The sequence below is a fragment of the Actinobacillus succinogenes 130Z genome (assembly GCF_000017245.1).
GTDB classification, from domain to species: Bacteria; Pseudomonadota; Gammaproteobacteria; order Enterobacterales; family Pasteurellaceae; genus Exercitatus; species Exercitatus succinogenes.
On the sequence record NC_009655.1, the window covers coordinates 461,686 to 483,194 of the forward strand.

Below are 21,509 nucleotides of genomic sequence, written 5' to 3' on the forward strand. Positions count from 1 at the left end.
TTTTAATATTCCCATTCTTCCGGATCAACGCCCGATTCGCGCATTATTTGTTTGGCATACTCGGGAATTTCGTCATGGCGTTCTTTCAGCAAATCGCTGTCCGTTGGCAACGGTTGTCCGGTGAAAGCGTGCAGAAACGCTTCGCACAACAATTCGCTGTTAGTGGCGTGACGCAGGTTTTTAATTTGACGTCGGGTACGTTCGTTGGTCAAAATCTCCAAGACCTTAATCGGAATCGACACCGTGATTTTCTTCACCTGTTCGCTCTTTTTACCGTGTTCTACGTAAGGGCTGATATATTTCCCGTCCCAATTCGCCATGTTAGATCCTAATCATTGAAAATTTTGTGGGTATTTTAATCAAAAAACAGGCAAATCTCAATCTGGACGTATGGACTGCCAAAAGTAAAAATTTTGTAAAAACTGACAAAAGTCACAAAACTTTTTACAAATAGTTTAGACTAATAACTCGCGCGCAATCATAATGACGCGTCATATTCTTAACGAGGAGGTTTATTATGAAAAAAATATTTGCCGAATTCTTCGGTACATTCTGGCTGGTATTCGGCGGTTGCGGTTCCGCCGTATTAGCCGCGGCTTATCCGGAATTAGGCATCGGCTTTGCCGGTGTGGCGTTGGCTTTCGGTTTAACCGTATTAACCATGGCTTATGCGGTCGGTCATATTTCAGGCGGTCATTTTAATCCGGCAGTCACTTTAGGTTTGGTTGCCGGCGGCCGCTTTCAAGGCAAAGATGCCGTCGGTTACATCATTGCGCAAGTATTAGGCGGGATCGTCGGTGCGGCAGTGCTTTATGCCATTGCGTCCGGTAAAGCGGATTTTGATGCGGTTGCCGGCGGATTTGCTTCAAACGGCTTCGGAGAACATTCGCCTAACGGTTATTCCTTCGGTGCCGTGGTGATTGCGGAAATCGTGTTAACCGCATTTTTCTTAATTATCATCCACGGTGCAACGGATAAACGCGCTCCGGCAGGTTTTGCGCCAATCGCCATCGGTTTGGCTTTAACCTTAATCCATTTAATCAGTATTCCCGTTTCCAATACTTCCGTGAACCCGGCGCGTTCCACCGCAGTTGCCGTATTCCAAGGCGGCTGGGCGTTGGACCAATTATGGGTTTTCTGGGTAGCACCAATCGTAGGCGGTATTATCGGCGGATTAATTTATCGTGCTTTATTAGAAAGCAGAGACTAATCGCTTGCTGGTTTTGCTCACGGTACGGCAGTTTAAAAAATGAGGTAAAACCGTTAAATTATCGCGTCCTGTGATTCGGTTTTACGACATATCAATAAAAAGTGCGGTCAAAAATTTCGAGGTTTTATGAAAACCCGTTAAATTTTGACCGCACTTTTGCCTTTTTAGGCTATAATACCCGCATTTTTCACCGTTTTTTATAGAAATAGAGATTATGGACGCAAAATTTAACGTTAAAACTTTCCAAGGTATGATTCTCGCCCTGCAGGATTACTGGGCGCAACAAGGCTGCACTATTGTGCAGCCCTTCGATATGGAAGTAGGCGCCGGCACTTCGCACCCGATGACGGCTCTCCGCGCTATTGGCCCTGAGCCGATGGCGTTCGCTTATGTGCAACCGTCACGCCGTCCGACCGACGGTCGTTACGGTGAAAACCCGAACCGCCTGCAACACTATTATCAATTCCAAGTGGTAATCAAGCCTTCCCCGGACAACATTCAAGAGCTGTATTTAGGCTCGCTGAAAATGCTCGGCTTCGATCCGACTCAACACGATATTCGCTTCGTGGAAGATAACTGGGAAAACCCGACCTTAGGCGCTTGGGGCTTAGGCTGGGAAGTCTGGCTAAACGGAATGGAAGTCACCCAATTTACCTATTTCCAACAAGTGGGCGGTTTAGAATGTAAACCGGTTACCGGCGAAGTAACCTATGGTTTAGAACGTTTGGCGATGTATATTCAAGGCGTGGACAGCGTGTACGATTTAGTATGGTCTGACGGCCCGCTCGGTAAAACCACCTACGGCGATGTATTCCATCAAAACGAAGTGGAGCAATCGACCTACAACTTCGAATATGCCGATGTGGATTTCCTGTTCGAATGTTTCAATAAATACGAACAAGAAGCTAAATTTCTGTTGAAACAAGAACCTCGCATGGAAAACGACAAAGAAATTTGGGTGGAAACCGCATTACCGTTACCGGCTTACGAACGTATTTTAAAAGCGGCACACAGCTTCAACTTACTTGACGCCCGCAAAGCGATTTCCGTCACCGAACGTCAACGCTATATCTTACGCATCCGCGCGCTGACCAAAGGCGTGGCGGAAGCCTATTATGCGAGCCGTGAGGCACTTGGTTTTCCGGGGTGTAAGAAGTAGGTTTAAATCCCCCCAACCTCCTCTTTATGAAAGAGGGGGCGGATCGTCAAAAATTTAAGATTTGGTGTTCTTCATCATCAATTGAAATTTTAAAATGTGGATTAGCCTGCAATACTTAAACAACGCACAAAACCCAGTTCCCCCTCTTTACTAAAGAGGGGTTAGGAGTTACTTAGCAGAACTTAAAACGAAGTTAGATATAAGATATTTACAGATAATTTAAAGAGAAAACCAATGACAACCGAAAACTTCTTCGCCGAAATCGGCACAGAAGAGCTGCCGCCGAAGGCGCTCAAAAAACTCGCAACCGCGTTTGCGGAAAATGTAGAAAACGAATTGAAGCAAGCGGGCTTAGCATTCGACAAAGTAGAATGGTTTGCCGCACCTCGTCGTTTGGCGGTGAAGGTGTTGAACCTTGCAGCCAACCAACCGAGTAAAGAAATCGAAAAACGCGGACCGGCGGTGTCAGCGGCGTTTGATGCGGAAGGCAAACCGACCAAAGCGGCGGAAGGTTGGGCTCGCGGTTGCGGTATTACTGTGGATCAAGCCGAACGTCTTGTAACCGATAAAGGCGAATGGTTGGTGCACCGTGCCGTAATCGAAGGACAACCGACTAAAAATTTAATGCTCGATATCATCGCGAAATCGCTGGCGAATCTGCCGATTCCGAAAACCATGCGTTGGGGTGATAAAAACGTGCAGTTTGTGCGTCCGGTACATACGGTCACATTATTGCTTGGCGGTGAATTAATCGAAGGTGAAATTTTAGGTATTGCAAGCGGCAGAACGATTCGTGGACACCGTTTCTTGGGCGAAAGAGAATTTCAAATTTCCCACGCCGACCAATATCCTTCTTTATTGGAAGAAAAAGGCTGCGTGATTGCCGATTTCAATAAACGTCGCGAAATGATTTTGACAAAATCTCAGGAAAAAGCGACCGCACTTGGCGGCGTAGCGGATATTGAAGACGATTTGTTAGACGAAGTAACATCGCTTGTTGAGTTCCCGAACGTATTAACGGCGAAATTTGAAGAGCGTTTCTTAGCGGTGCCGGCGGAAGCCTTGGTTTACACCATGAAAGGCGACCAAAAATATTTCCCGATTTACGATAAAGAGGGCAAATTATTACCGCACTTTATTTTTGTATCAAATATTAATCCGGTCGACCCAATGCCGATTATCGAAGGCAACGAAAAAGTGGTTCGCCCGCGTTTGTCCGATGCGGAATTCTTCTTCAATACCGATAAAAAACAGCGTTTAGAAGATCTGTTACCGCGTTTGCAAACCGTGTTGTTCCAACAACAATTAGGCACATTACTCGATAAAACCAAACGTATTCAATCGCTCGCGGGCGAAATCGCCGGCCAAATCGGGGCGGATAAAGCTAAAGCGGAGCGTGCGGGTTTGCTGTCAAAATGTGATTTGATGACCAATATGGTATTCGAATTTACCGACACCCAAGGCGTGATGGGTATGCACTACGCACGTCACGACGGTGAAGACGAAGAAGTGGCGGTGGCGTTAAACGAACAGTATATGCCGCGTTTTGCCGGCGATAATTTGCCGAACAGCTTGGTGGCGAGTAGTGTCGCTCTCGCGGATAAATTCGATACGCTCACCGGGATTTTCGGTATCGGGCAGGCCCCGAAAGGCAGTGCCGACCCGTTCGCTTTACGCCGTGCGGCATTAGGAGCGTTGCGTATTATCGTGGAGAAAAACCTGTCGTTAGATTTAGCCGATTTAGTGAAAAAATCAGCGGCACTGTTCGGCGATAAATTAACGAATGCGAATGTGGTTGATGATGTGGTGGACTTTATGCTTGGACGCTTCCGCGCCTGGTATCAAGACGGAGGGATTGCGGTGGACGTGATTCAAGCCGTACTCGCTCGTCGTCCAACCAAACCTGCGGACTTTGATGCCCGTGTGCGTGCGGTGTCCCATTTCCGCACGCTTGATTCAGCGGAAGCCCTGGCGGCGGCGAATAAACGCGTCAGCAACATTCTTGCCAAAGTAGCCGGTGAAATCCGTTCGGAAATCGACCGCACTTTGTTGCTGGAAGCGGAGGAAAAAGCCTTGGCGGAACAAGTGCTGGCATTGCAATCGGAACTGGCGCCGGTATTTGCCAAAGGGGACTACCAAACGGCGTTGGATCGTTTAGCGTGTTTACGCGAAGTCGTTGATAACTTCTTCGATAAAGTGATGGTGAATGCGGAAGATGAAAAACTGCGTCAAAACCGTCAGGCAATGTTAAATGTGTTGCGCAATCTGTTCTTGCAGGTGGCGGATATTTCCTTATTGCAATAACCGCTAATGAAAAAAGAAAAGTCTGAATTCGAAAGAATTCAGACTTTTTTGTTTGTCGGAAACGGGCTATTTCCAGCAAAGTGCGGTCAGAAAAATGCCTAAAAATGTGAAAACAAGGCAGCCGAGCAGGTGCAGGTTCATAATAGCGAAGGCCCAGCCGATTTTGCCCTGCAGAACGTTTTCCACCACTTCGGCGGAAAAGGAGGAAAACGTGGTGAGACCGCCGAGAAAACCGGTAATCATAAATAACTTAACGGCGGCGCTGAGCTGCGGGAATTGCCAGAAGCATGCGGTGCAAACGCCGATGATGAAACAACCGGTATAGTTGGCAATCAGCGTGCCGAAAGCGAGATGGCCGAACAGCGGATTCAGCCACACGCCCAACACCCAGCGGGCGGAAGCGCCTAATGCCGCGCCGCCGCCGACCAGTAACAGTGACTGCCACATATCAGTAAATCCCGAAAACGGCGCGGGCATAACTCGCTACCGCTTCGTCTTTGTTGAATCCGATGCGTTCCAAATGGGGCACCTGTTCCGCCATGCGTACGTCCGCGTTGCCCATGACGCAGCCTTTGCCCACTTCGGTAAGCATCTCGATGTCGTTCATGCCGTCGCCGAAAGCTATACAGTCCGTCAGTTCGTAATCCCGTTGTTCTACCAAGGCGGAAAGTGCGGTGGCTTTTGAGACGTTTTTGTTCATTATTTCCAGGCATTGCGGAGTGGAATACATAATGGAAGTATGTTCGCCGTATTTTGCCCGCAAGCGTTTTTCCAACGGCAGTAAATCTTCCAAAGAACGTCCGATAAAAAATACTTTTTGGGTTTGGCGTCCGTGATGGGCGGCGAAATCCGCCACTTGGTAGCTAAAGCCCGATTCTTTGTGGTATTTCATCAAAGCCGGTAAATCCACGTTGATGAACCATTCGTCGCCTTGGTAGGTGTTCAGACAGATGTTGTCCGTATTAAAACTTTCCTGCATGATATCGAATGCCAATTCTTCCGGCAGGTAGTTGCTGTAAATTAAATTACCCTTTAAATCATGCACTTCTGCGCCGTTGGCGGTGACCATAGCGGCATTCTCTACATCCATGCTGTTCAGAATAAACGAGACGTCCGTGTAACCGCGACCGGTGGCGAGAATGATATCAACGCCGCGTCCGCTGAGTTTTTCCAGCGTAGTACGGGTGAAATCGCCTACTACATGCCGGTCGTTCAGCAACGTACCGTCCATGTCGGAAACAAAGGTGCGAAAGGGAAATTGTTTCATCTTGACATCCTTATGCTTAAAAATTTTTTGTATCATATCAAATTTATGTAAATTTTGACCGCACTTTAATCAATAAATGATAGGAATCAGACGAAAGATCGCTATAATGAAACCTTTCATCCATAGATGCATAATAACAAATCATATTTACAGGAATTTCAATGAACGGTGCAAGACTAGTCACAGAATGTTTGAAAGCTCACGGCGTAACCACTGTGTTCGGCTATCCGGGCGGGGCGATCATGCCCGTATACGATGCGCTGTATGACAGCGGTATCGAACATTTCCTTTGTCGTAACGAACAGGGGGCGGCGATAGAGGCGATCGGTTACGCACGGGCACGCGGTAATGACGCCGTCGGTGTCTGTATCGCCACTTCCGGCCCCGGCGCCACCAACCTGATTACCGGCTTGGGCGACGCCTTAATGGACAGCATTCCGGTGGTCGCCATCACCGGACAGGTAGGACGCGGGTTGATTGGTACCGACGCATTCCAGGAAGCGGATGTGCTGGGCCTTTCCCTCGGTTGTACCAAACACAGTTTCATCGTGCGTAATATCGACGAATTGCCCGATGTGTTCGCCAAAGCCTTCCAAATTGCCTCAAGCGGCAGACCGGGCCCCGTTCTGATTGATATTCCGAAAGACGTTCAATTCGCCGAAACCCAATTACAACCGGTCGTGCTGGAGAAATTAAATCCTGCCGCCGTGAATGCCGACGAACTGAAAAGTGCGGTGGAATTATTGAAAGTTTCCAAACGTCCGGTGGTGTATGTGGGCGGCGGCGTCGGTATGGCGCATGCGGTACCGGCGTTACGTCGTTTTCTGGAAATCAGCCGAATCCCAAGCGTTTCCACGTTAAAAGGATTGGGCGCGGTATTACCGACGGATCCGTATTATATGGGGATGATCGGCATGCACGGCACAAAGGCAGCCAATTATGCTACCCAGGAAGCGGATTTACTTATCGTACTCGGCGCGCGTTTTGATGATCGCGTCACCGGCAAATTAACCTCTTTCGCCTCCGATGCCAAAGTGATTCATGCGGATATTGATGCGGCGGAAATCGGTAAATTACGCCGTGCGGATGTGGCGTTGAAAGGCGATTTGGAGCAAGTGCTGGAAGGGCTTGCCATGCCGTTGGATATTCAGCCTTGGCGCGAAGACGTGTTGCGGTTAAAACAGGATTTCGATTTTACCTATCAGGAAAATCAGGGTGACGGCGATATTAACCCGAACTGGTTGCTGCATACTTTGTCCCGTCGCAAAGCGGAAAATGCCGTAGTGGTGACGGATGTGGGACAGCATCAAATGTGGGCGGCGCAACACATGCGGCATTTCGCGCCGGAAAACTTCATTACATCCGCCGGTTTCGGCACCATGGGATTCGGTTTACCGGCGGCTATCGGCGCGCAAAAAGCCCGTCCTGAAGACGATGTAATTTTAGTCACCGGCGACGGCTCCATTATGATGAATATTCAGGAACTGGGTGCGGTGAAATCCGGGCATGTACCGGTTAAGATTCTGTTACTCGATAACCAACGTCTCGGCATGGTGCGTCAATGGCAGTCCCTGTTCTTCCACGGTCGCCACAGTGCCACCGTGTTGGATGACAATCCGGATTTCGTTACCTTGGCTTCCGCTTTCGGTATTGCGGGCGAGCGCATTGAAAAAGCAAACGAAGTCAGCGATGCCCTGGATCGTTTACTGAACGCCGAAGACGCTTATTTCCTGCATGTCTGCATTCATGAAGACGAAAACGTCTGGCCGCTGGTGCCGCCGGGCGCCTGTAACACGGATATGATTGAAGAAATGAGTTAAGCAAGGAACTAAACATGATACAAACCGAAATGACCATCGTGGCAAATCACCGCCCTGAAGTATTGGAACGCATTTTACGCGTGGTACGTCATCGCGGATTTACCGTCACCTGTCTGAAAATGCTGCTGGAAAACGAAAAAGTCTGGTTGGATTTAACCGTCGCCAGCGATCGCGACGCCTGCCAATTGATGAAACAGATTGCGAAACTGTTCGATGTGGTGGACGTGACCTGCGAAAGCTGCGAATAAACCCGTTCGCAGTAACAGCGGCGGCATTAACCTTTTCTCGTCGCTGAGCAGGATTAGAAATTAAGCAATAAAAAACGTTTGTTTTTTGACCGCACTTTGAAGACGGTCGAACCTAACAATTTTACTTGGAGAGATTATTATGCCGGTTTTACGTTCGGCGACCAGTACACAAGGTCGTAATATGGCAGGCGCACGCGCATTATGGCGTGCAACGGGAATGAAAGAAAACGATTTCGGTAAACCGATTATCGCGGTGGTCAATTCTTTCACCCAATTCGTGCCGGGGCATGTTCACTTAAAAGATATGGGACAACTGGTCGCCCGCGAAATTGAAAAAGCGGGCGGCGTCGCCAAAGAATTCAATACCATCGCGGTGGACGACGGTATCGCCATGGGGCACGGCGGTATGCTTTATTCTTTGCCGAGCCGCGATTTGATTGCGGATTCCGTGGAATACATGGTGAACGCCCACTGTGCGGATGCCATGGTTTGTATTTCCAACTGCGACAAGATCACCCCGGGAATGTTAATGGCGGCAATGCGCCTGAACATTCCGACGATTTTTGTATCCGGCGGTCCGATGGAAGCGGGCAAAACCAAACTTTCCGATAAGTTAATCAAATTAGACTTGATCGACGCTATGATTCAAAGCGCGGACGCCAACGTATCCGACGCCGATGTGGACGTCATCGAAAAAAGCGCCTGTCCGACTTGCGGCGCTTGTTCCGGCATGTTTACCGCCAATTCCATGAACTGTCTGACCGAAGCGCTGGGGTTAAGCCTGCCGGGCAACGGTTCTATGCTGGCGACTCATGCGGATCGTAAAGAACTGTTCTTGGAAGCCGGGCGCAAAATCGTAGAAATCTGCAAACGTCACTATGAACAAGACGACTACAGCGTTCTTCCGCGTTCCATCGCAACCTTTGAAGCTTTCGAAAACGCCATGAGTCTGGATATCGCCATGGGCGGTTCCAGCAATACCGTACTTCACTTGTTAGCGGTGGCGCAGGAAGCGGGCGTAGATTTCAAAATGGCGGACATCGACCGTTTATCCCGCGTGGTGCCTTGCCTAAGCAAAATCGCGCCGAATACCAATAAATATCATATGGAAGACGTTCACCGCGCCGGCGGTATTATGGGGATTGTCGGCGAATTGGATCGTGCCGGGTTAATTCACCGCAAGGTGAAAACCATTTTGGGTTTAACCATGGAAGAACAGCTTAATCAATACGATATCATACGTAACAAAGATGAAAAATTGAACAAATTCTTCCGCGCCGGTCCGGCGGGTATTCGTACTACGGAAGCGTTTTCTCAGGATTGTCGTTGGGATACGGTGGACGACGACCGCGCCAACGGCTGTATCCGCGATCGGGCCCATGCGGTTACGGAAGAAGGCGGATTGGCGGTTCTGTTCGGTAATATTGCGGAAGACGGTTGTATCGTGAAAACCGCGGGCGTAGACGAATCCATCTGGAAGTTTACCGGTAAAGCCATCGTGTTCGAAAGTCAGGAAGACGCCGTTGCCGGTATTTTGGGCGGCAAAGTGAAAGAAGGTCATGTGGTGGTGATTCGCTACGAAGGTCCGAAAGGCGGCCCTGGTATGCAGGAAATGCTGTATCCGACCAGCTATCTGAAATCTATGGGATTGGGTAAAAAATGCGCATTATTGACGGACGGTCGTTTCTCCGGCGGTACGTCCGGTTTATCCATCGGCCACGCTTCGCCGGAGGCGGCTTCCGGCGGCGCTATCGGCTTGGTTAATAACGACGACATCATTGAAATCGATATTCCGAACCGTGCCATCAATCTGGTGCTTCCGGATGAAGAACTAGCGGTTCGTCGTGCGGCTATGGAAGCCAAAGGTGCGCGCGCATGGCAACCGGAAAACCGTCGGCGCGAAGTTTCCACCGCATTGAAAATCTTTGGTCATTTCGCTACATCGGCGGACAAAGGTGCGGTGCGCGATAAAACAAAACTTTAAGCGAAAAAGTGCGGTTATTTTGACCGCACTTTTATTTGTGTCAGGGCATGAATAGACATGGAGAGATGTGAATGGTTGATTATTTCTTGTCGTTGAATCCTGTTTGTCAGGCGTTTGTCGCCGGCTTGTTCACTTGGGGATGTACCGTTTTCGGTTCGGCATTTGTCTATTTTTTCAAACATGTAGACCGCAAATTGCTCGACATTCTGATGGGTGCCGCGGCAGGGGTGATGATTGCCGCCTCCTTTTGGTCGTTACTCAACCCCGCGTTGGATTACGCGCAAGCGGATTACGGAAATTGGGCCTGGGTGCCGGTGGCGATCGGTTTTATTGTCGGCGGTTATTGCTTGCGATTGCTCGATAAATTCGTACCGCACCTGCATTTAAACATGCCTGTGGAAAAGGCGGAAGGATTGCTGGAATACAAGAAAAAACTGTCGAAATCCACCTTGCTGTTTCTGGCCATCACCATTCATAATTTTCCCGAGGGTTTGGCGGTCGGCGTCACTTTCGGCGCCTTGGCGTCACAAACGGCGGATATGAGTTTGTCCTTAATGGGTGCCGTCAGTTTGGCGGTAGGTATCGGGTTACAGAACATTCCCGAAGGCGCGGCGTTGTCGTTGCCGATTCGTGCCGAAGGCAACAGTCGCCGGAAGGCTTTCTGGTACGGTTCCATGTCCGCCGTTGTGGAACCTGTCGGTGCCGTATTGGGCGCCGCTTTTGTGATGTCCGTGACTTCTATTTTGCCTTACGCTCTGGCGTTTGCCGCCGGCGCGATGATTTTCGTGGTGGTGGAAGAACTGATTCCCGAATCTCAAAGTAACGGTTACGGCGACAGCGCCACCATGGGGTTAATGCTGGGTTTTGTGGTGATGATGGTGTTAGACGTGGCGTTGGGCTAAAAGTGCGGTCGGAAATTTCAACATTTTTGAAGACGGTTTAACATACGGAAAACGAAAAAAGCGTTTCGGCGGTTATGCGAACAATAAAAAGAAAAACGGAATAAATTATGACGAACAACTTATCAAAACAACCTATCGGCTCGGAATATCTCAGAGCGGTATTAAGTTCTAAAGTGTATGACTTGGCGCAAGTCACGCCGTTGCAGGCTATGCCGAAATTATCGGAAAAACTGGAAAATCGGATTTTTGTCAAACGGGAAGACCGCCAGCCGGTGCACAGTTTCAAATTACGCGGAGCTTACGCCATGATCGCGGGGCTGGTGCCGGAACAAAAAGCGGCGGGTGTTATTACCGCTTCCGCCGGCAATCATGCGCAGGGCGTGGCGTTATCCGCCAAAAACGCCGGTATTCGCGCGTTAATCGTGATGCCGCAGAATACGCCGTCCATTAAGGTGGACGCCGTCCGCGCTTTCGGCGGAGAAGTGTTGTTGCACGGCGCCAACTTTGATGAAGCCAAAGCCAAAGCGCTGGAGCTTTCCGCAAGCGAACATATGACATTTATTCCGCCTTTCGATCATCCCGCCGTGATAGCCGGTCAGGGGTCTATCGGTATGGAGATTATTCAGCAGAACAGCCGTGTCGATCGCGTCTTCGTGCCGGTGGGCGGCGGCGGTTTGGCGGCGGGGATTGCCGTGCTGATCAAACAATTAATGCCGGAAATTAAAGTAATCGGTGTGGAAGCGGAAGATTCCGCCTGTCTGAAGGCCGCGCTGGAAGCGGGGAAACCGGTGGATTTGGAACGCGTCGGGCTGTTTGCGGACGGCGTGGCGGTGAAACGAATCGGTGACGAAACTTTCCGCGTTTGCCGGCAATATCTGGATGATGTAATAACCGTTGACGGCGACGAAATCTGCGCGGCGATGAAAGATATGTTCGAAAATGTGCGTGCGGTGTCCGAACCGTCCGGCGCGTTGTCGCTGGCGGGCTTGAAAAAATACGTGAAAACCCATCGCATCAAAGGCGAAACGCTGGTGAACGTGCTTTCCGGCGCCAACCTGAATTTCCATACTTTGCGTTATGTGTCCGAACGTTGCGAAATCGGCGAACAAAACGAAGCTTTATTTGCCGTCACCATTCCGGAACAGCGGGGCAGCTTCTTAAAATTCTGTCAGATTTTAGGACAAAATGCGGTGACGGAATTTAACTATCGTTATACGGACGAACTGCAGGCGCGCATTTTTGTGGGAGTGCGGATTACCGGCGGCGAAGAAAAAGCGATGATTCTGACGCAACTGAAACAGGGCGGTTATGACGTGCAGGATTTATCCGATGACGAAATCGCCAAAACCCATGTGCGTTATATGATCGGCGGACGCTCGTCCAGTCTGCTTAAGGAGCGACTTTACAGTTTCGAATTTCCGGAACAGAAAGGCGCGTTGTTAAAATTTCTGGAAACCTTGGGTACCACCAAAGCCAATATTTCGCTGTTCCATTATCGCGGACACGGCGCGGATTATGGCGATGTGCTTGCCGGTTTCCAAATCGAAGACAGTGATTTACGGGCGTTTAACGAGCACTTGCAAGCACTGGGTTACGGTTATCAGGATGTCACGGACAGCCCGGCTTACCGCTATTTTCTGCTGTAACGGCAAGCGCTAAATTAGAGCGGATAGACAAAGTGCGGTGAAAAATAAACGTTTTTTCACCGCACTTTTTTCTTTTTTGCCGTTCGTTTTAAGCGTCTAAATCATAGGGCAAAGGCTGTAATTCGAGAGGAAGCTGATTTTTCGCCAGGCGGAATGCCGGGTTATCTTCAAAGCGGTTTAACACCACTTGCAGCCATAATTCGCCGTCGGCGTGAAGAGCATAGAGAATGGTGCCGGTTTTACGCCAGCCGCTTTCCAGTTGCATTTCGATTTCGCCGCCGCATTCCGGAATGGAATCCGTCGCGGCTTTAAAGACGTACATCGCCCGTTTGTTAGCACCGCGGTATTTGGCACGCGCCACCGTTTCCTGCCCGATATAACAGCCTTTATGAAAGGAAACCGCTTGTTCGATTGCCTGCAAATTCAAGGCTTGCGGAATAAATTCGAACTGGGATTGTTCCGTTAAAATCGGATAGCCTTGCTGAATATCCGCCAAATCCCAAAGGGCAGAATCGGCGTTAAAAGCGACCGCACTTTGAGGGTTGATTAAAATCGCGCGATTGTTGAATTTCGCTTGTACGGGCAGCTCCGTTTCACCGATTATGCCCACCGGTTCGGCTTCTTCCTGTGTGAAGGCCACTTTCGAAAACACCGCATATTTTTTGAGCTGGTCAAGGGCGGCAGGCAGCAAACAGGTTCGGATTAACGCGTAAAAACGTTTTTCCGACAGTCGGATCAAACGGAAAACCGCACTCATTTTGCCTTTCGGATCGCAGTGGGCGGTGAAGGTGGAATCGCCCGCCGCAAGAGCGGTGACATCCGCCGTCAGTTGCCCTTGTAAATAGCTTTCCGCGTCATCGCCTTCAACGCGGATTAACGTATATTGGCTTAATTCGATGAATTGCGTCATACTTACTCCAAGTTTTGAATTTGTTCGCGCATTTGTTCGATTAATACTTTCAGTTCCACGGCGGACGCCGTGATGTCGGCGTTAATGGATTTTGACGCCAGCGTGTTGGATTCGCGGTTTAATTCCTGCATCATAAAATCCAGTTTGCGTCCGACGGCACCGCCTTTTTTCAGAATAGATGCGGTTTCTTTCACGTGCATTTGCAGTCGGTCGAGTTCTTCCGCGACATCCACCCGTTGCGCCAGTAAAATCATTTCCTGTTCTAATCGGGTCGGATCCGGTTGCAGCTGAATTTCTTCGAAACGTTGCAGTAAACGTTCGCGCTGCCATTGTAAAACCGCCGGCATTTGCGACCGCACTTTGTCCGCTTCCACGGAAATGGCGTCCAACCGTTGCTGAATAACGGCATGCAGTTTCTCGCCTTCACGTCCGCGCATGGCAATGAATTCCTGTAATAATTGATCGAATGCCGCCAATAAATCCTGACTGATAGCGTCCAAATCCTGCTCGGGCGCTTCGACTACGCCGGGATAGCGCAACACGTCCGTTAAACTTAATTCGCCTTCGCCCGCCGCAGTTTTAATCCATTTGAGCGACTGAATGACCTGTTCGGCGAATTCTTTATTCAGATTTAACTGTGTGGCGGCAGCCTGTTTGGTTTCAATACGCAGGCTGCATTCGATTTTGCCGCGGGTTAGATTTTGCCGCAGTTTTTCGCGCAGAGTATTTTCCAAGCCGCGGAACGGTTCCGGCAGGCGGAAAAAATTTTCCAGATAACGCTGGTTGACCGAACGGATTTCCCACACGGCGTTGCCCCAGTCTTTTTTCATTTCGTGGCGGGCAAAGGCGGTCATGCTGTAAATCATATTTTTCTCCCGATTTTTCATATATCAATTTACCGCGCCTATTCTACTGTGAAACGTCGCAAAGAAAAACGCTTAATTTGTAAGGGATTTACGTGTATGAAATTTCGTTTATAGCATTTTGCATGCTAAAATGACCGCACTTTTAGCACAATCAAGGAATACAGAATGCGTCCGAATAACAGAGCAATCAATCAACCCCGTCCGATTAAAATCACCCGTCATTACACCAAGCATGCGGAAGGTTCCGTATTGGTGGAATTCGGCGACACCAAAGTGTTGTGCACCGCGACGGTGGACGAAAGCGTGCCGCGTTTTTTGAAGGGACAGGGGCAGGGCTGGGTGACGGCGGAATACGGTATGTTGCCGCGTTCCACTCACAGCCGTATGCAGCGTGAAGCGGCGAAAGGCAAACAAGGCGGACGTACTATGGAAATTCAGCGTTTAATCGCTCGTTCTTTGCGTGCCATGGTCGATTTGGAAGCGCTCGGCGAACGTTCCGTCACCCTGGACTGCGATGTGATTCAGGCGGACGGCGGCACCCGTACGGCATCCATTACCGGTGCCTGTGTAGCGTTAATCGACGCCGTTAACGGTTTGGTGGACAACGGTACTTTAACGGTCAGCCCGCTGAAAGGCCTGGTCGCCGCCATTTCCGTGGGCATTGTGGACGGTACGCCGGTGTGCGATTTGGAATATGTGGAAGATTCCGCCGCGGAAACCGACATGAACGTGGTGATGATGGAAGACGGACGTATGATTGAAGTGCAGGGCACGGCGGAGGGCGAACCTTTCAGCCACGAAGAACTGTTAACTTTGCTAAATCTGGCGAAACAAGGCTGCAAGCGAATTTTCGAAGCGCAACGCGCGGCGTTAGCCGACTAAAGTGCGGTCGGTTTTTCAGGAGTTTTTTATGCAGGATTACAAAATCGAATTTATTAAATTTGCCTTAAGTCGTAACGTATTACGCTTTGGCGAATTTAAACTGAAATCCGGTCGCGTCAGCCCGTATTTCTTCAACGCGGGCTTGTTCAATACCGGTGCGGATTTAGCCCGTCTGGGCGAATTTTATGCGGCGGCGATTCAAGCCAATCGGCTGGCTTACGACGTGATTTTCGGCCCCGCCTACAAAGGCATTCCTATCGGCACGACGGTTTCCGTCGCGTTGTTCAATCGGTTCGGGCTGGATAAACCCGTGTGTTTTAACCGCAAAGAAGCGAAAGATCACGGCGAAGGCGGCAATCTTATCGGTTCGCCGTTGCAGGGCAACGTGTTGCTGGTGGACGATGTGATCACCGCCGGCACCGCTATTCGCGAAGCCATGGATATTATCGCGGCAAACGGCGCAACGCTGAGCGCTGTGGTGATTGCCTTAAACCGTAAAGAACGCGGTAAGGGGGAGCTGTCTGCCGTTCAGGAAGTGGAACGGGATTATCAATGCCGCGTACTGTCCATTATCGAGTTGGACGATTTACTCGCTTTCCTCGAAACCGACAGTGAATACAGCCGGTATCTGCCGTCGATGAAGGCTTATCGCGAACAGTTCGGCGTCGCCTGATTTCAGCGCAGAAAAGTGCGGTCAAAATAACCGCACTTTTTTCTTTTTCCGCCGGTTTTTCTATTAAAACGATTGCACGCAAACGTTTCCGTTTTTCATTCCTTTTATGGTTGAATTCCTTTATAATAAGCCCGATTTTTACCCTGTTTCTCTCTAACAAAGGATATTCCTATGTTCCAAATTTTCCGTGGCTCGCCAGCCTTGTCCGAATTCCGTTTAAGCCAACTTGCGACACGCTTTCAAAAAGCGGATTTACCGGTGAAATCCTGCTATGCGGAATACTTACATTTTGCCCATCTTGCAACGGCGTTAGACGCAGACGAAACTCAAGAACTAGAAGAATTGTTACATTACGGTCCGACCCTTGCCCAACACGAACCGACAGGCGAATGTTTTGTGGTGATTCCGCGTGTCGGCACCATTTCCTCCTGGTCGTCTAAAGCCACCGACATCGCCCACAACTGCGGCTTGGAAAAAGTGATCCGCTTGGAACGCGGTTTGGCATTCTATTTTGAATTCGACCGCACTTTGACGGAAGACGAACAGGCGAAACTGGTGTCGCATATTCACGACCGCATGATGGAAAACGTGGTGCGCTGTGCGGAAGAGGCGGCAAAACTGTTCGATCAACAGGAACCGAAACCGTTCACCACTGTAGACGTGTTGGGTGGCGGGCGCAAAGCGCTGGAAACCGCCAATGTAGAATTGGGCTTAGCTTTAGCGGACGACGAAATGGATTATTTGGTGGAAAATTTCACCGCACTCGGACGCAATCCGAACGACATCGAATTGTATATGTTCGCCCAAGCCAACTCCGAACACTGTCGTCATAAAATTTTTAACGCGGATTGGGTGATCGACGGTGAGAAACAGGAAAAATCGCTGTTCAAAATGATCAAAAATACTTTCGAGAAGACGCCGGATTACGTGTTGTCCGCTTACAAAGACAATGCGGCGGTGATGGAAGGCTCGAAAGTGGGGCGCTTCTTCCCGGATGCGGACGGTCAATACCGTTATCACAACGAAAACGCACACATTTTAATGAAAGTGGAAACCCACAACCACCCGACCGCCATTTCACCGTTTCCGGGTGCGGCGACGGGGTCCGGCGGTGAAATCCGTGACGAAGGCGCCACCGGTCGCGGCGCAAAACCGAAAGCGGGTTTGGTGGGCTTTTCCGTTTCCAATCTGGTTATTCCGGGCTTTGAACAGCCTTGGGAAGCGCCGCTTAGCAAACCGAACCGTATTGCTTCCGCGCTGGATATTATGATTGAAGGCCCGCTCGGCGGCGCGGCGTTTAACAACGAATTCGGACGTCCGGCATTGTTGGGGTATTTCCGTACTTACGAAGAAAAAGTGAACAGCTTCGGCGGCGAAGAAATACGCGGTTACCACAAACCGATTATGTTGGCGGGCGGTATCGGCAATATCCGTGCGGAACACGTGCAAAAAGGCGAAATTCCGGTGGGCGCGAAACTCATCGTGTTGGGCGGTCCGGCGATGAATATCGGCTTGGGCGGCGGCGCGGCGTCTTCCATGACTTCCGGTAAATCCAAAGAAAATCTCGATTTCGCATCCGTGCAGCGCGACAACCCGGAAATGGAACGCCGTTGTCAGGAAGTGATCGACCGTTGCTGGCAAATGGGCGAAAACAACCCGATTGCCTTCATTCACGATGTGGGCGCGGGCGGTTTGTCCAACGCCATGCCGGAGTTGGTACACGACGGCGGTCGCGGCGGTAAATTCGAATTGCGTAAAATTTTAAGCGACGAACGCGGCATGTCGCCGTTGGAAATCTGGTGTAACGAATCGCAGGAACGTTATGTATTGGCGGTGGCGCCGGAAAATCTGGCGGTGTTTGAAGAATTGTGCCGCCGCGAACGCGCACCTTATGCGGTTATCGGCGAAGCCACGGCGGAAGAACATTTAACCTTACACGACGATCATTTCGATAATAATCCGATTGATTTACCGATGGGCGTATTGCTGGGCAAAACGCCGAAAATGACCCGTAACGTACAATCAAGTGCGGTCAAAAATCCGCCTGTTTCACAGGACGGTATCGACCTTAAAGAAGCGCTGCACCGCGTATTGCGCCTGCCGGTGGTGGCGGAAAAAACCTTCCTGATCACTATCGGCGACCGTTCCGTCACCGGCATGGTGGCGCGCGATCAAATGGTGGGACCGTGGCAAATTCCGGTGTCCGATGTGGCGGTCACCACCGCCGCATTGGATACCTATCACGGCGAAGCTATGTCTATGGGCGAACGTGCGCCGGTGGCATTGCTGGACTTCGGCGCTTCCGCTCGTCTTGCCGTGGCGGAATCCGTCACGAATATTGCCGCTACCAATATCGGCGACATTAAACGAATTAAATTATCCGCCAACTGGATGGCGGCGGCAGGTCACCAAGGCGAAGACGCCGGTTTGTATGAAGCGGTGAAAGCCGTAGGCGAAGAGCTCTGCCCGGCGTTGGGTTTAACCGTGCCGGTGGGGAAAGATTCCATGTCCATGAAAACCACTTGGCATGAAAACGGCGAACAAAAAACCGTCACCGCCCCGCTGTCATTGGTGATTTCCGCTTTTGCCCGGGTGGAAGACGTGCGTAAAACCGTCACCCCGCAATTGCGCACCGACAAAGGTTACAGCCGCTTATTGCTGATTGATTTGGGCGAAGGAAAAAATCGTCTGGGCGCGACCGTACTTGCGCAGGTTTACAAACAATTAGGCGACGAACCGGCGGATGTGGAAAATGCGGCGACCTTGAAAGGCTTCTTCGACGCCATGCAAACCTTGGTGCAACAGGGCAAATTATTGGCATACCACGACCGTTCCGACGGCGGTTTAATCACCACCTTGGCGGAAATGGCGTTCACCGGTCACTGCGGGGTGTCCGTAGACATCAGCGCTCTGGGAGACAACGATTTGGCGGTGTTGTTTAACGAAGAACTGGGTGCCGTGATTCAGGTGAAAGAAAGCGATGTGAACGCCGTGCGCGAGGTATTAAGCCGACACGGATTAATTCATTTGACCAAAGAAATCGGTACGGTTAACGCCAACGACGAATTTGAAATCGTACGTGGCACCAAAGTGTTGCTCAGTGAAAAACGTTCCGAATTACGCGGAATCTGGGCGGAATTAACTCACCAAATGCAGCGTCTGCGCGACAATCCGGCATGCGCCGATCAAGAGTTCGAAGCCAAGAAAAATGCCGAGGACAAAGGTTTCAGCGCCCATTTAACTTACGACATTAACGAAGACATTGCCGCGCCATACATTGCCAAAGGCGCCAAACCGCGCATTGCCGTTCTGCGCGAACAGGGCGTGAACAGCCATGTAGAAATGGCGGCGGCTTTCGACCGTGCCGGCTTTGAAGCGGTGGACGTACACATGAGCGATTTACACGCCGCGCGCCATGATTTGAAAGATTTCAACGCCTTAGTGGCATGCGGCGGCTTCTCTTACGGCGACGTATTGGGTGCCGGCGGCGGCTGGGCAAAATCCGTGTTATTTAACACCGCACTTCGCGATCAATTCGAAACCTTCTTCAATCGCGAAGACACCCTAGCCATCGGGATTTGTAACGGCTGTCAAATGTTATCCAATTTGGCGGAAATTATTCCGGGCACGGAAAACTGGCCGCGTTTCGTACGCAATACTTCCGAACGTTTTGAGGCACGCGCGGCGTTAGTTCGCATTAACGAAAGCAATTCCGTCTGGTTCCAAGGCATGGCGGGTTCCCATATGCCAATCGCCGTATCTCACGGTGAAGGACGGGTGGAATTCAAACACGAAGGACAACTGCAAGGCTTACGGGATCAGGGGTTAATTGTCGCACAATTTGTAGACAATAACATTCAGCCGACAGACATTTACCCGGCAAACCCGAACGGTTCCGTAGAGGGCATCACCGCCCTCAGCAACGCCAACGGACGCGTGGCAATCATGATGCCGCACCCGGAACGCGTCTTCCGCACCGTCAGCAACTCATGGCACCCGGAAGACTGGAACGAAGACGGGGCATGGATGCGGTTGTTTAGAAATGCGCGGGTGGCGTTGAAGTAATTGATTTTGTAGATTAAAAAGGATATTAATGTTAGTTAATATCCTTTTTTATATTATTAATGGTGATTTAATGAATAGATTTAAAATATGGTTAAGAGATAAATTCTACAAATTAAAAGATGATCTGCCTAGTATTATATTTTATATATTAGGAATGATTTTTATTTTAGCTTTTAAACGAGATGACTTGGTTGGGAATTATTTAGGTTTTAGCTGTTTTGCTATAGGAGCAATAATTTGGTTAATTAAGTTATATATAAAATATAGTGAAAATATTATAGCAAGAATTCTTTTTTGGGTGACAGGTTTTCTATCTTTACCATTATCTGCTTTATTGTCAAATATAGGTATTGTTACTCGATTAGGTTTACCTGCATCAGATTTTACTAATACTCAATTAGTATTAGCGACAATATTATATTTTCCTTGTTGGATATTAGTCGCTTTATTATTTATATTGTTATACTTAATGATCAATTTTATCTTAAAATATATAGCTTTTTTATTGTCAGTCTCCATATTTGGTAGTTCACTAAAACAATATTCTGATAACTGGATTATAAGCAGTCTTCATATGATGGGAATATTCACTATTTATGTCACTGTAGCACTATCTTTAAAATTATTTGACCAGACAAATAACTTTGTCCCAGTAATCACAGAATATATTGATTATGCATATATGAAAAATTATCCTAATGTACCACATGATAGAAAAATACTTATTCATAATGGCAATTTTTTCTCTGAAATTAAGGATGTTGATGGTGTAAAGACAATAGTTACAACAAGTATAGAATAATGTATAGGTTAAAGCACATGTCAGAGTGCTATTCTTTGCCAAATCCCCGATGGCACGCGTCGGGAGACGTGCGCTATCATGGGGAATCGAATTTTCCCGTTCCGTCATAAAATCCTCACTGACGGTTAGCGTGTCCAAGAAAAAGCTGTCTCATCGCTGATTTAACGGCGCCAAGATTCGTTCGTTACCGACCACCCGAACAGATAATTTCTTCACATTGCCGGGGAAATGCGCACTATTGATCAAACATACTTGCCAGAATTACTTAAAGACGGTAATTTTAGAATGAGATGGGAACCAGATTTGCTGGAGAGTTTAGATTGAAAAAGATAGGTTATTTTATTTTGGGGATTTTTGATTTAATTACTTTGTGTAATTATTTAGTTATACAACTGATAGAATCGAGAATTCCTTTTTATTCCGATTTTATTCAGATGAATCAATTGGCGTCAAGATTTGGGGAGGGGATAAAGGAAAGTGAGTCGTATGTTTATGTGATGGCTACCCCTTTTCTTATTGTATATCTTTCTTTATTTTTATCAATTTGGTTGTATTTTAAACAAAGCTATAAGGTAAGATGGGCCGTTTTATTTCAAACTCCATTCCGGGTTATATCACTTATAACGACAATACCTTTCTTAACAAATATATTTCAATGGTTATTTTTAGGAAAGGATAACTTTACTGTAATTGCTTATATTTTTTATATATTAGTTGCGTTAATTGAAATTATGAAAACAATCTATATTTTTCGTATTTGTAAAAACTGAT

General features: G+C 48.9%; 17 protein-coding genes. 12 read left to right on the forward strand and 5 right to left on the reverse strand.

From position 1 onward, the window contains the following. Positions 1-2: 2 nt before the first annotated feature. On the reverse strand, positions 3-320 hold the full coding sequence (gene metJ / locus ASUC_RS02120; RefSeq protein WP_012072170.1) for a met regulon transcriptional regulator MetJ: 318 nt from the start codon (positions 318-320) through the stop codon (positions 3-5). A gap of 197 nt (positions 321-517) precedes the next feature. Between metJ and aqpZ the strand changes: the two genes are divergently transcribed. From aqpZ to glyS, 3 genes are all read left to right on the forward strand, one after another. Then, the gene (gene aqpZ, locus ASUC_RS02125; protein WP_012072171.1) at positions 518-1,210 is read left to right on the forward strand and encodes an aquaporin Z; all 693 of its coding nucleotides are present in this window, start codon (positions 518-520) and stop codon (positions 1,208-1,210) included. Between the two features lie 214 nt (positions 1,211-1,424). Continuing rightward, the gene (gene glyQ / locus ASUC_RS02130; protein WP_012072172.1) at positions 1,425-2,369 is read left to right on the forward strand and encodes a glycine--tRNA ligase subunit alpha; all 945 of its coding nucleotides are present in this window, start codon (positions 1,425-1,427) and stop codon (positions 2,367-2,369) included. 234 nt (positions 2,370-2,603) lie between these two features. Next, positions 2,604-4,673 (forward strand): glycine--tRNA ligase subunit beta, encoded by a 2,070-nt coding sequence (gene glyS / locus ASUC_RS02135; protein ID WP_012072173.1) that lies wholly within the window; start codon positions 2,604-2,606, stop codon positions 4,671-4,673. Between the two features lie 66 nt (positions 4,674-4,739). Here the strand turns inward: glyS and crcB are convergent, their stop codons facing one another. Together crcB and ASUC_RS02145 are read right to left on the reverse strand one after the other, a co-directional pair. Beyond that, positions 4,740-5,120: a fluoride efflux transporter CrcB gene (gene crcB / locus ASUC_RS02140; RefSeq protein ID WP_012072174.1), complete on the reverse strand. Its 381-nt coding sequence runs from the start codon at positions 5,118-5,120 to the stop codon at positions 4,740-4,742. A gap of 1 nt (position 5,121) precedes the next feature. Continuing rightward, positions 5,122-5,940 carry a Cof-type HAD-IIB family hydrolase gene (locus ASUC_RS02145; RefSeq protein ID WP_012072175.1) on the reverse strand — a complete coding sequence of 273 codons (819 nt, stop codon included), beginning with the start codon at positions 5,938-5,940 and terminating at the stop codon, positions 5,122-5,124. 161 nt (positions 5,941-6,101) lie between these two features. Here ASUC_RS02145 and ilvG point away from each other — a divergent pair, with 161 nt between their 5' ends. From ilvG to ilvA, 5 genes are all read left to right on the forward strand, one after another. Further along, positions 6,102-7,760, forward strand: a complete 1,659-nt coding sequence (ilvG, locus tag ASUC_RS02150; protein WP_012072176.1) for an acetolactate synthase 2 catalytic subunit — start codon at positions 6,102-6,104, stop codon at positions 7,758-7,760. Between the two features lie 14 nt (positions 7,761-7,774). Continuing rightward, positions 7,775-8,008 carry an acetolactate synthase 2 small subunit gene (ilvM, locus tag ASUC_RS02155; RefSeq protein WP_012072177.1) on the forward strand — a complete coding sequence of 78 codons (234 nt, stop codon included), beginning with the start codon at positions 7,775-7,777 and terminating at the stop codon, positions 8,006-8,008. Positions 8,009-8,147: 139 nt separating this feature from the next. Beyond that, entirely contained in the window at positions 8,148-9,992 is a 1,845-nt protein-coding gene (ilvD, locus tag ASUC_RS02160; RefSeq protein ID WP_012072178.1) for a dihydroxy-acid dehydratase, read from the forward strand. A 71-nt stretch (positions 9,993-10,063) separates the two neighbouring features. Beyond that, a complete protein-coding gene (locus ASUC_RS02165) occupies positions 10,064-10,894 on the forward strand; it encodes a ZIP family metal transporter (RefSeq protein ID WP_012072179.1) in 831 nt (276 codons plus the stop codon). Between the two features lie 107 nt (positions 10,895-11,001). Continuing rightward, complete coding sequence (gene ilvA / locus ASUC_RS02170) at positions 11,002-12,540, forward strand: threonine ammonia-lyase, biosynthetic (protein WP_012072180.1); 1,539 nt, start codon at positions 11,002-11,004, stop codon at positions 12,538-12,540. Positions 12,541-12,628: 88 nt separating this feature from the next. On the opposite strand, the gene ygfZ is transcribed toward ilvA, so the two are convergent. Next, positions 12,629-13,450: a CAF17-like 4Fe-4S cluster assembly/insertion protein YgfZ gene (ygfZ, locus tag ASUC_RS02175; RefSeq protein WP_012072181.1), complete on the reverse strand. Its 822-nt coding sequence runs from the start codon at positions 13,448-13,450 to the stop codon at positions 12,629-12,631. Positions 13,451-13,452: 2 nt separating this feature from the next. Continuing rightward, positions 13,453-14,316: a YicC/YloC family endoribonuclease gene (locus ASUC_RS02180; RefSeq protein WP_012072182.1), complete on the reverse strand. Its 864-nt coding sequence runs from the start codon at positions 14,314-14,316 to the stop codon at positions 13,453-13,455. A gap of 165 nt (positions 14,317-14,481) precedes the next feature. Here ASUC_RS02180 and rph point away from each other — a divergent pair, with 165 nt between their 5' ends. The 4 genes from rph (at position 14,482) to ASUC_RS11280 (ending at position 20,738) form a co-directional block, all read left to right on the forward strand. Continuing rightward, positions 14,482-15,198, forward strand: coding sequence for a ribonuclease PH (gene rph, locus ASUC_RS02185; RefSeq protein ID WP_012072183.1), 717 nt, complete (start codon positions 14,482-14,484; stop codon positions 15,196-15,198). Positions 15,199-15,226: 28 nt separating this feature from the next. Continuing rightward, on the forward strand, positions 15,227-15,871 hold the full coding sequence (gene pyrE, locus ASUC_RS02190) for an orotate phosphoribosyltransferase (RefSeq protein WP_012072184.1): 645 nt from the start codon (positions 15,227-15,229) through the stop codon (positions 15,869-15,871). A gap of 171 nt (positions 15,872-16,042) precedes the next feature. Beyond that, complete coding sequence (purL, locus tag ASUC_RS02195; RefSeq protein ID WP_012072185.1) at positions 16,043-19,936, forward strand: phosphoribosylformylglycinamidine synthase; 3,894 nt, start codon at positions 16,043-16,045, stop codon at positions 19,934-19,936. A 28-nt stretch (positions 19,937-19,964) separates the two neighbouring features. Then, complete coding sequence (locus tag ASUC_RS11280) at positions 19,965-20,738, forward strand: hypothetical protein (protein WP_012072186.1); 774 nt, start codon at positions 19,965-19,967, stop codon at positions 20,736-20,738. Positions 20,739-21,509 lie beyond the last annotated feature (771 nt).

Excerpts from the sequence above, each read along its gene's own strand:
- metJ (WP_012072170.1), bottom strand. The coding sequence starts at position 320 with ATGGCGAATTGGGACGGGAAATATATCAGCCCTTACGTAGAACACGGT.
- aqpZ (WP_012072171.1), top strand. The coding sequence starts at position 518 with ATGAAAAAAATATTTGCCGAATTCTTCGGTACATTCTGGCTGGTATTC.
- glyQ (WP_012072172.1), top strand. The coding sequence starts at position 1,425 with ATGGACGCAAAATTTAACGTTAAAACTTTCCAAGGTATGATTCTCGCC.
- glyS (WP_012072173.1), top strand. The coding sequence starts at position 2,604 with ATGACAACCGAAAACTTCTTCGCCGAAATCGGCACAGAAGAGCTGCCG.
- crcB (WP_012072174.1), bottom strand. The coding sequence starts at position 5,120 with ATGTGGCAGTCACTGTTACTGGTCGGCGGCGGCGCGGCATTAGGCGCT.
- ASUC_RS02145 (WP_012072175.1), bottom strand. The coding sequence starts at position 5,940 with ATGAAACAATTTCCCTTTCGCACCTTTGTTTCCGACATGGACGGTACG.
- ilvG (WP_012072176.1), top strand. The coding sequence starts at position 6,102 with ATGAACGGTGCAAGACTAGTCACAGAATGTTTGAAAGCTCACGGCGTA.
- ilvM (WP_012072177.1), top strand. The coding sequence starts at position 7,775 with ATGATACAAACCGAAATGACCATCGTGGCAAATCACCGCCCTGAAGTA.
- ilvD (WP_012072178.1), top strand. The coding sequence starts at position 8,148 with ATGCCGGTTTTACGTTCGGCGACCAGTACACAAGGTCGTAATATGGCA.
- ASUC_RS02165 (WP_012072179.1), top strand. The coding sequence starts at position 10,064 with ATGGTTGATTATTTCTTGTCGTTGAATCCTGTTTGTCAGGCGTTTGTC.
- ilvA (WP_012072180.1), top strand. The coding sequence starts at position 11,002 with ATGACGAACAACTTATCAAAACAACCTATCGGCTCGGAATATCTCAGA.
- ygfZ (WP_012072181.1), bottom strand. The coding sequence starts at position 13,450 with ATGACGCAATTCATCGAATTAAGCCAATATACGTTAATCCGCGTTGAA.
- ASUC_RS02180 (WP_012072182.1), bottom strand. The coding sequence starts at position 14,316 with ATGATTTACAGCATGACCGCCTTTGCCCGCCACGAAATGAAAAAAGAC.
- rph (WP_012072183.1), top strand. The coding sequence starts at position 14,482 with ATGCGTCCGAATAACAGAGCAATCAATCAACCCCGTCCGATTAAAATC.
- pyrE (WP_012072184.1), top strand. The coding sequence starts at position 15,227 with ATGCAGGATTACAAAATCGAATTTATTAAATTTGCCTTAAGTCGTAAC.
- purL (WP_012072185.1), top strand. The coding sequence starts at position 16,043 with ATGTTCCAAATTTTCCGTGGCTCGCCAGCCTTGTCCGAATTCCGTTTA.
- ASUC_RS11280 (WP_012072186.1), top strand. The coding sequence starts at position 19,965 with ATGTTAGTTAATATCCTTTTTTATATTATTAATGGTGATTTAATGAAT.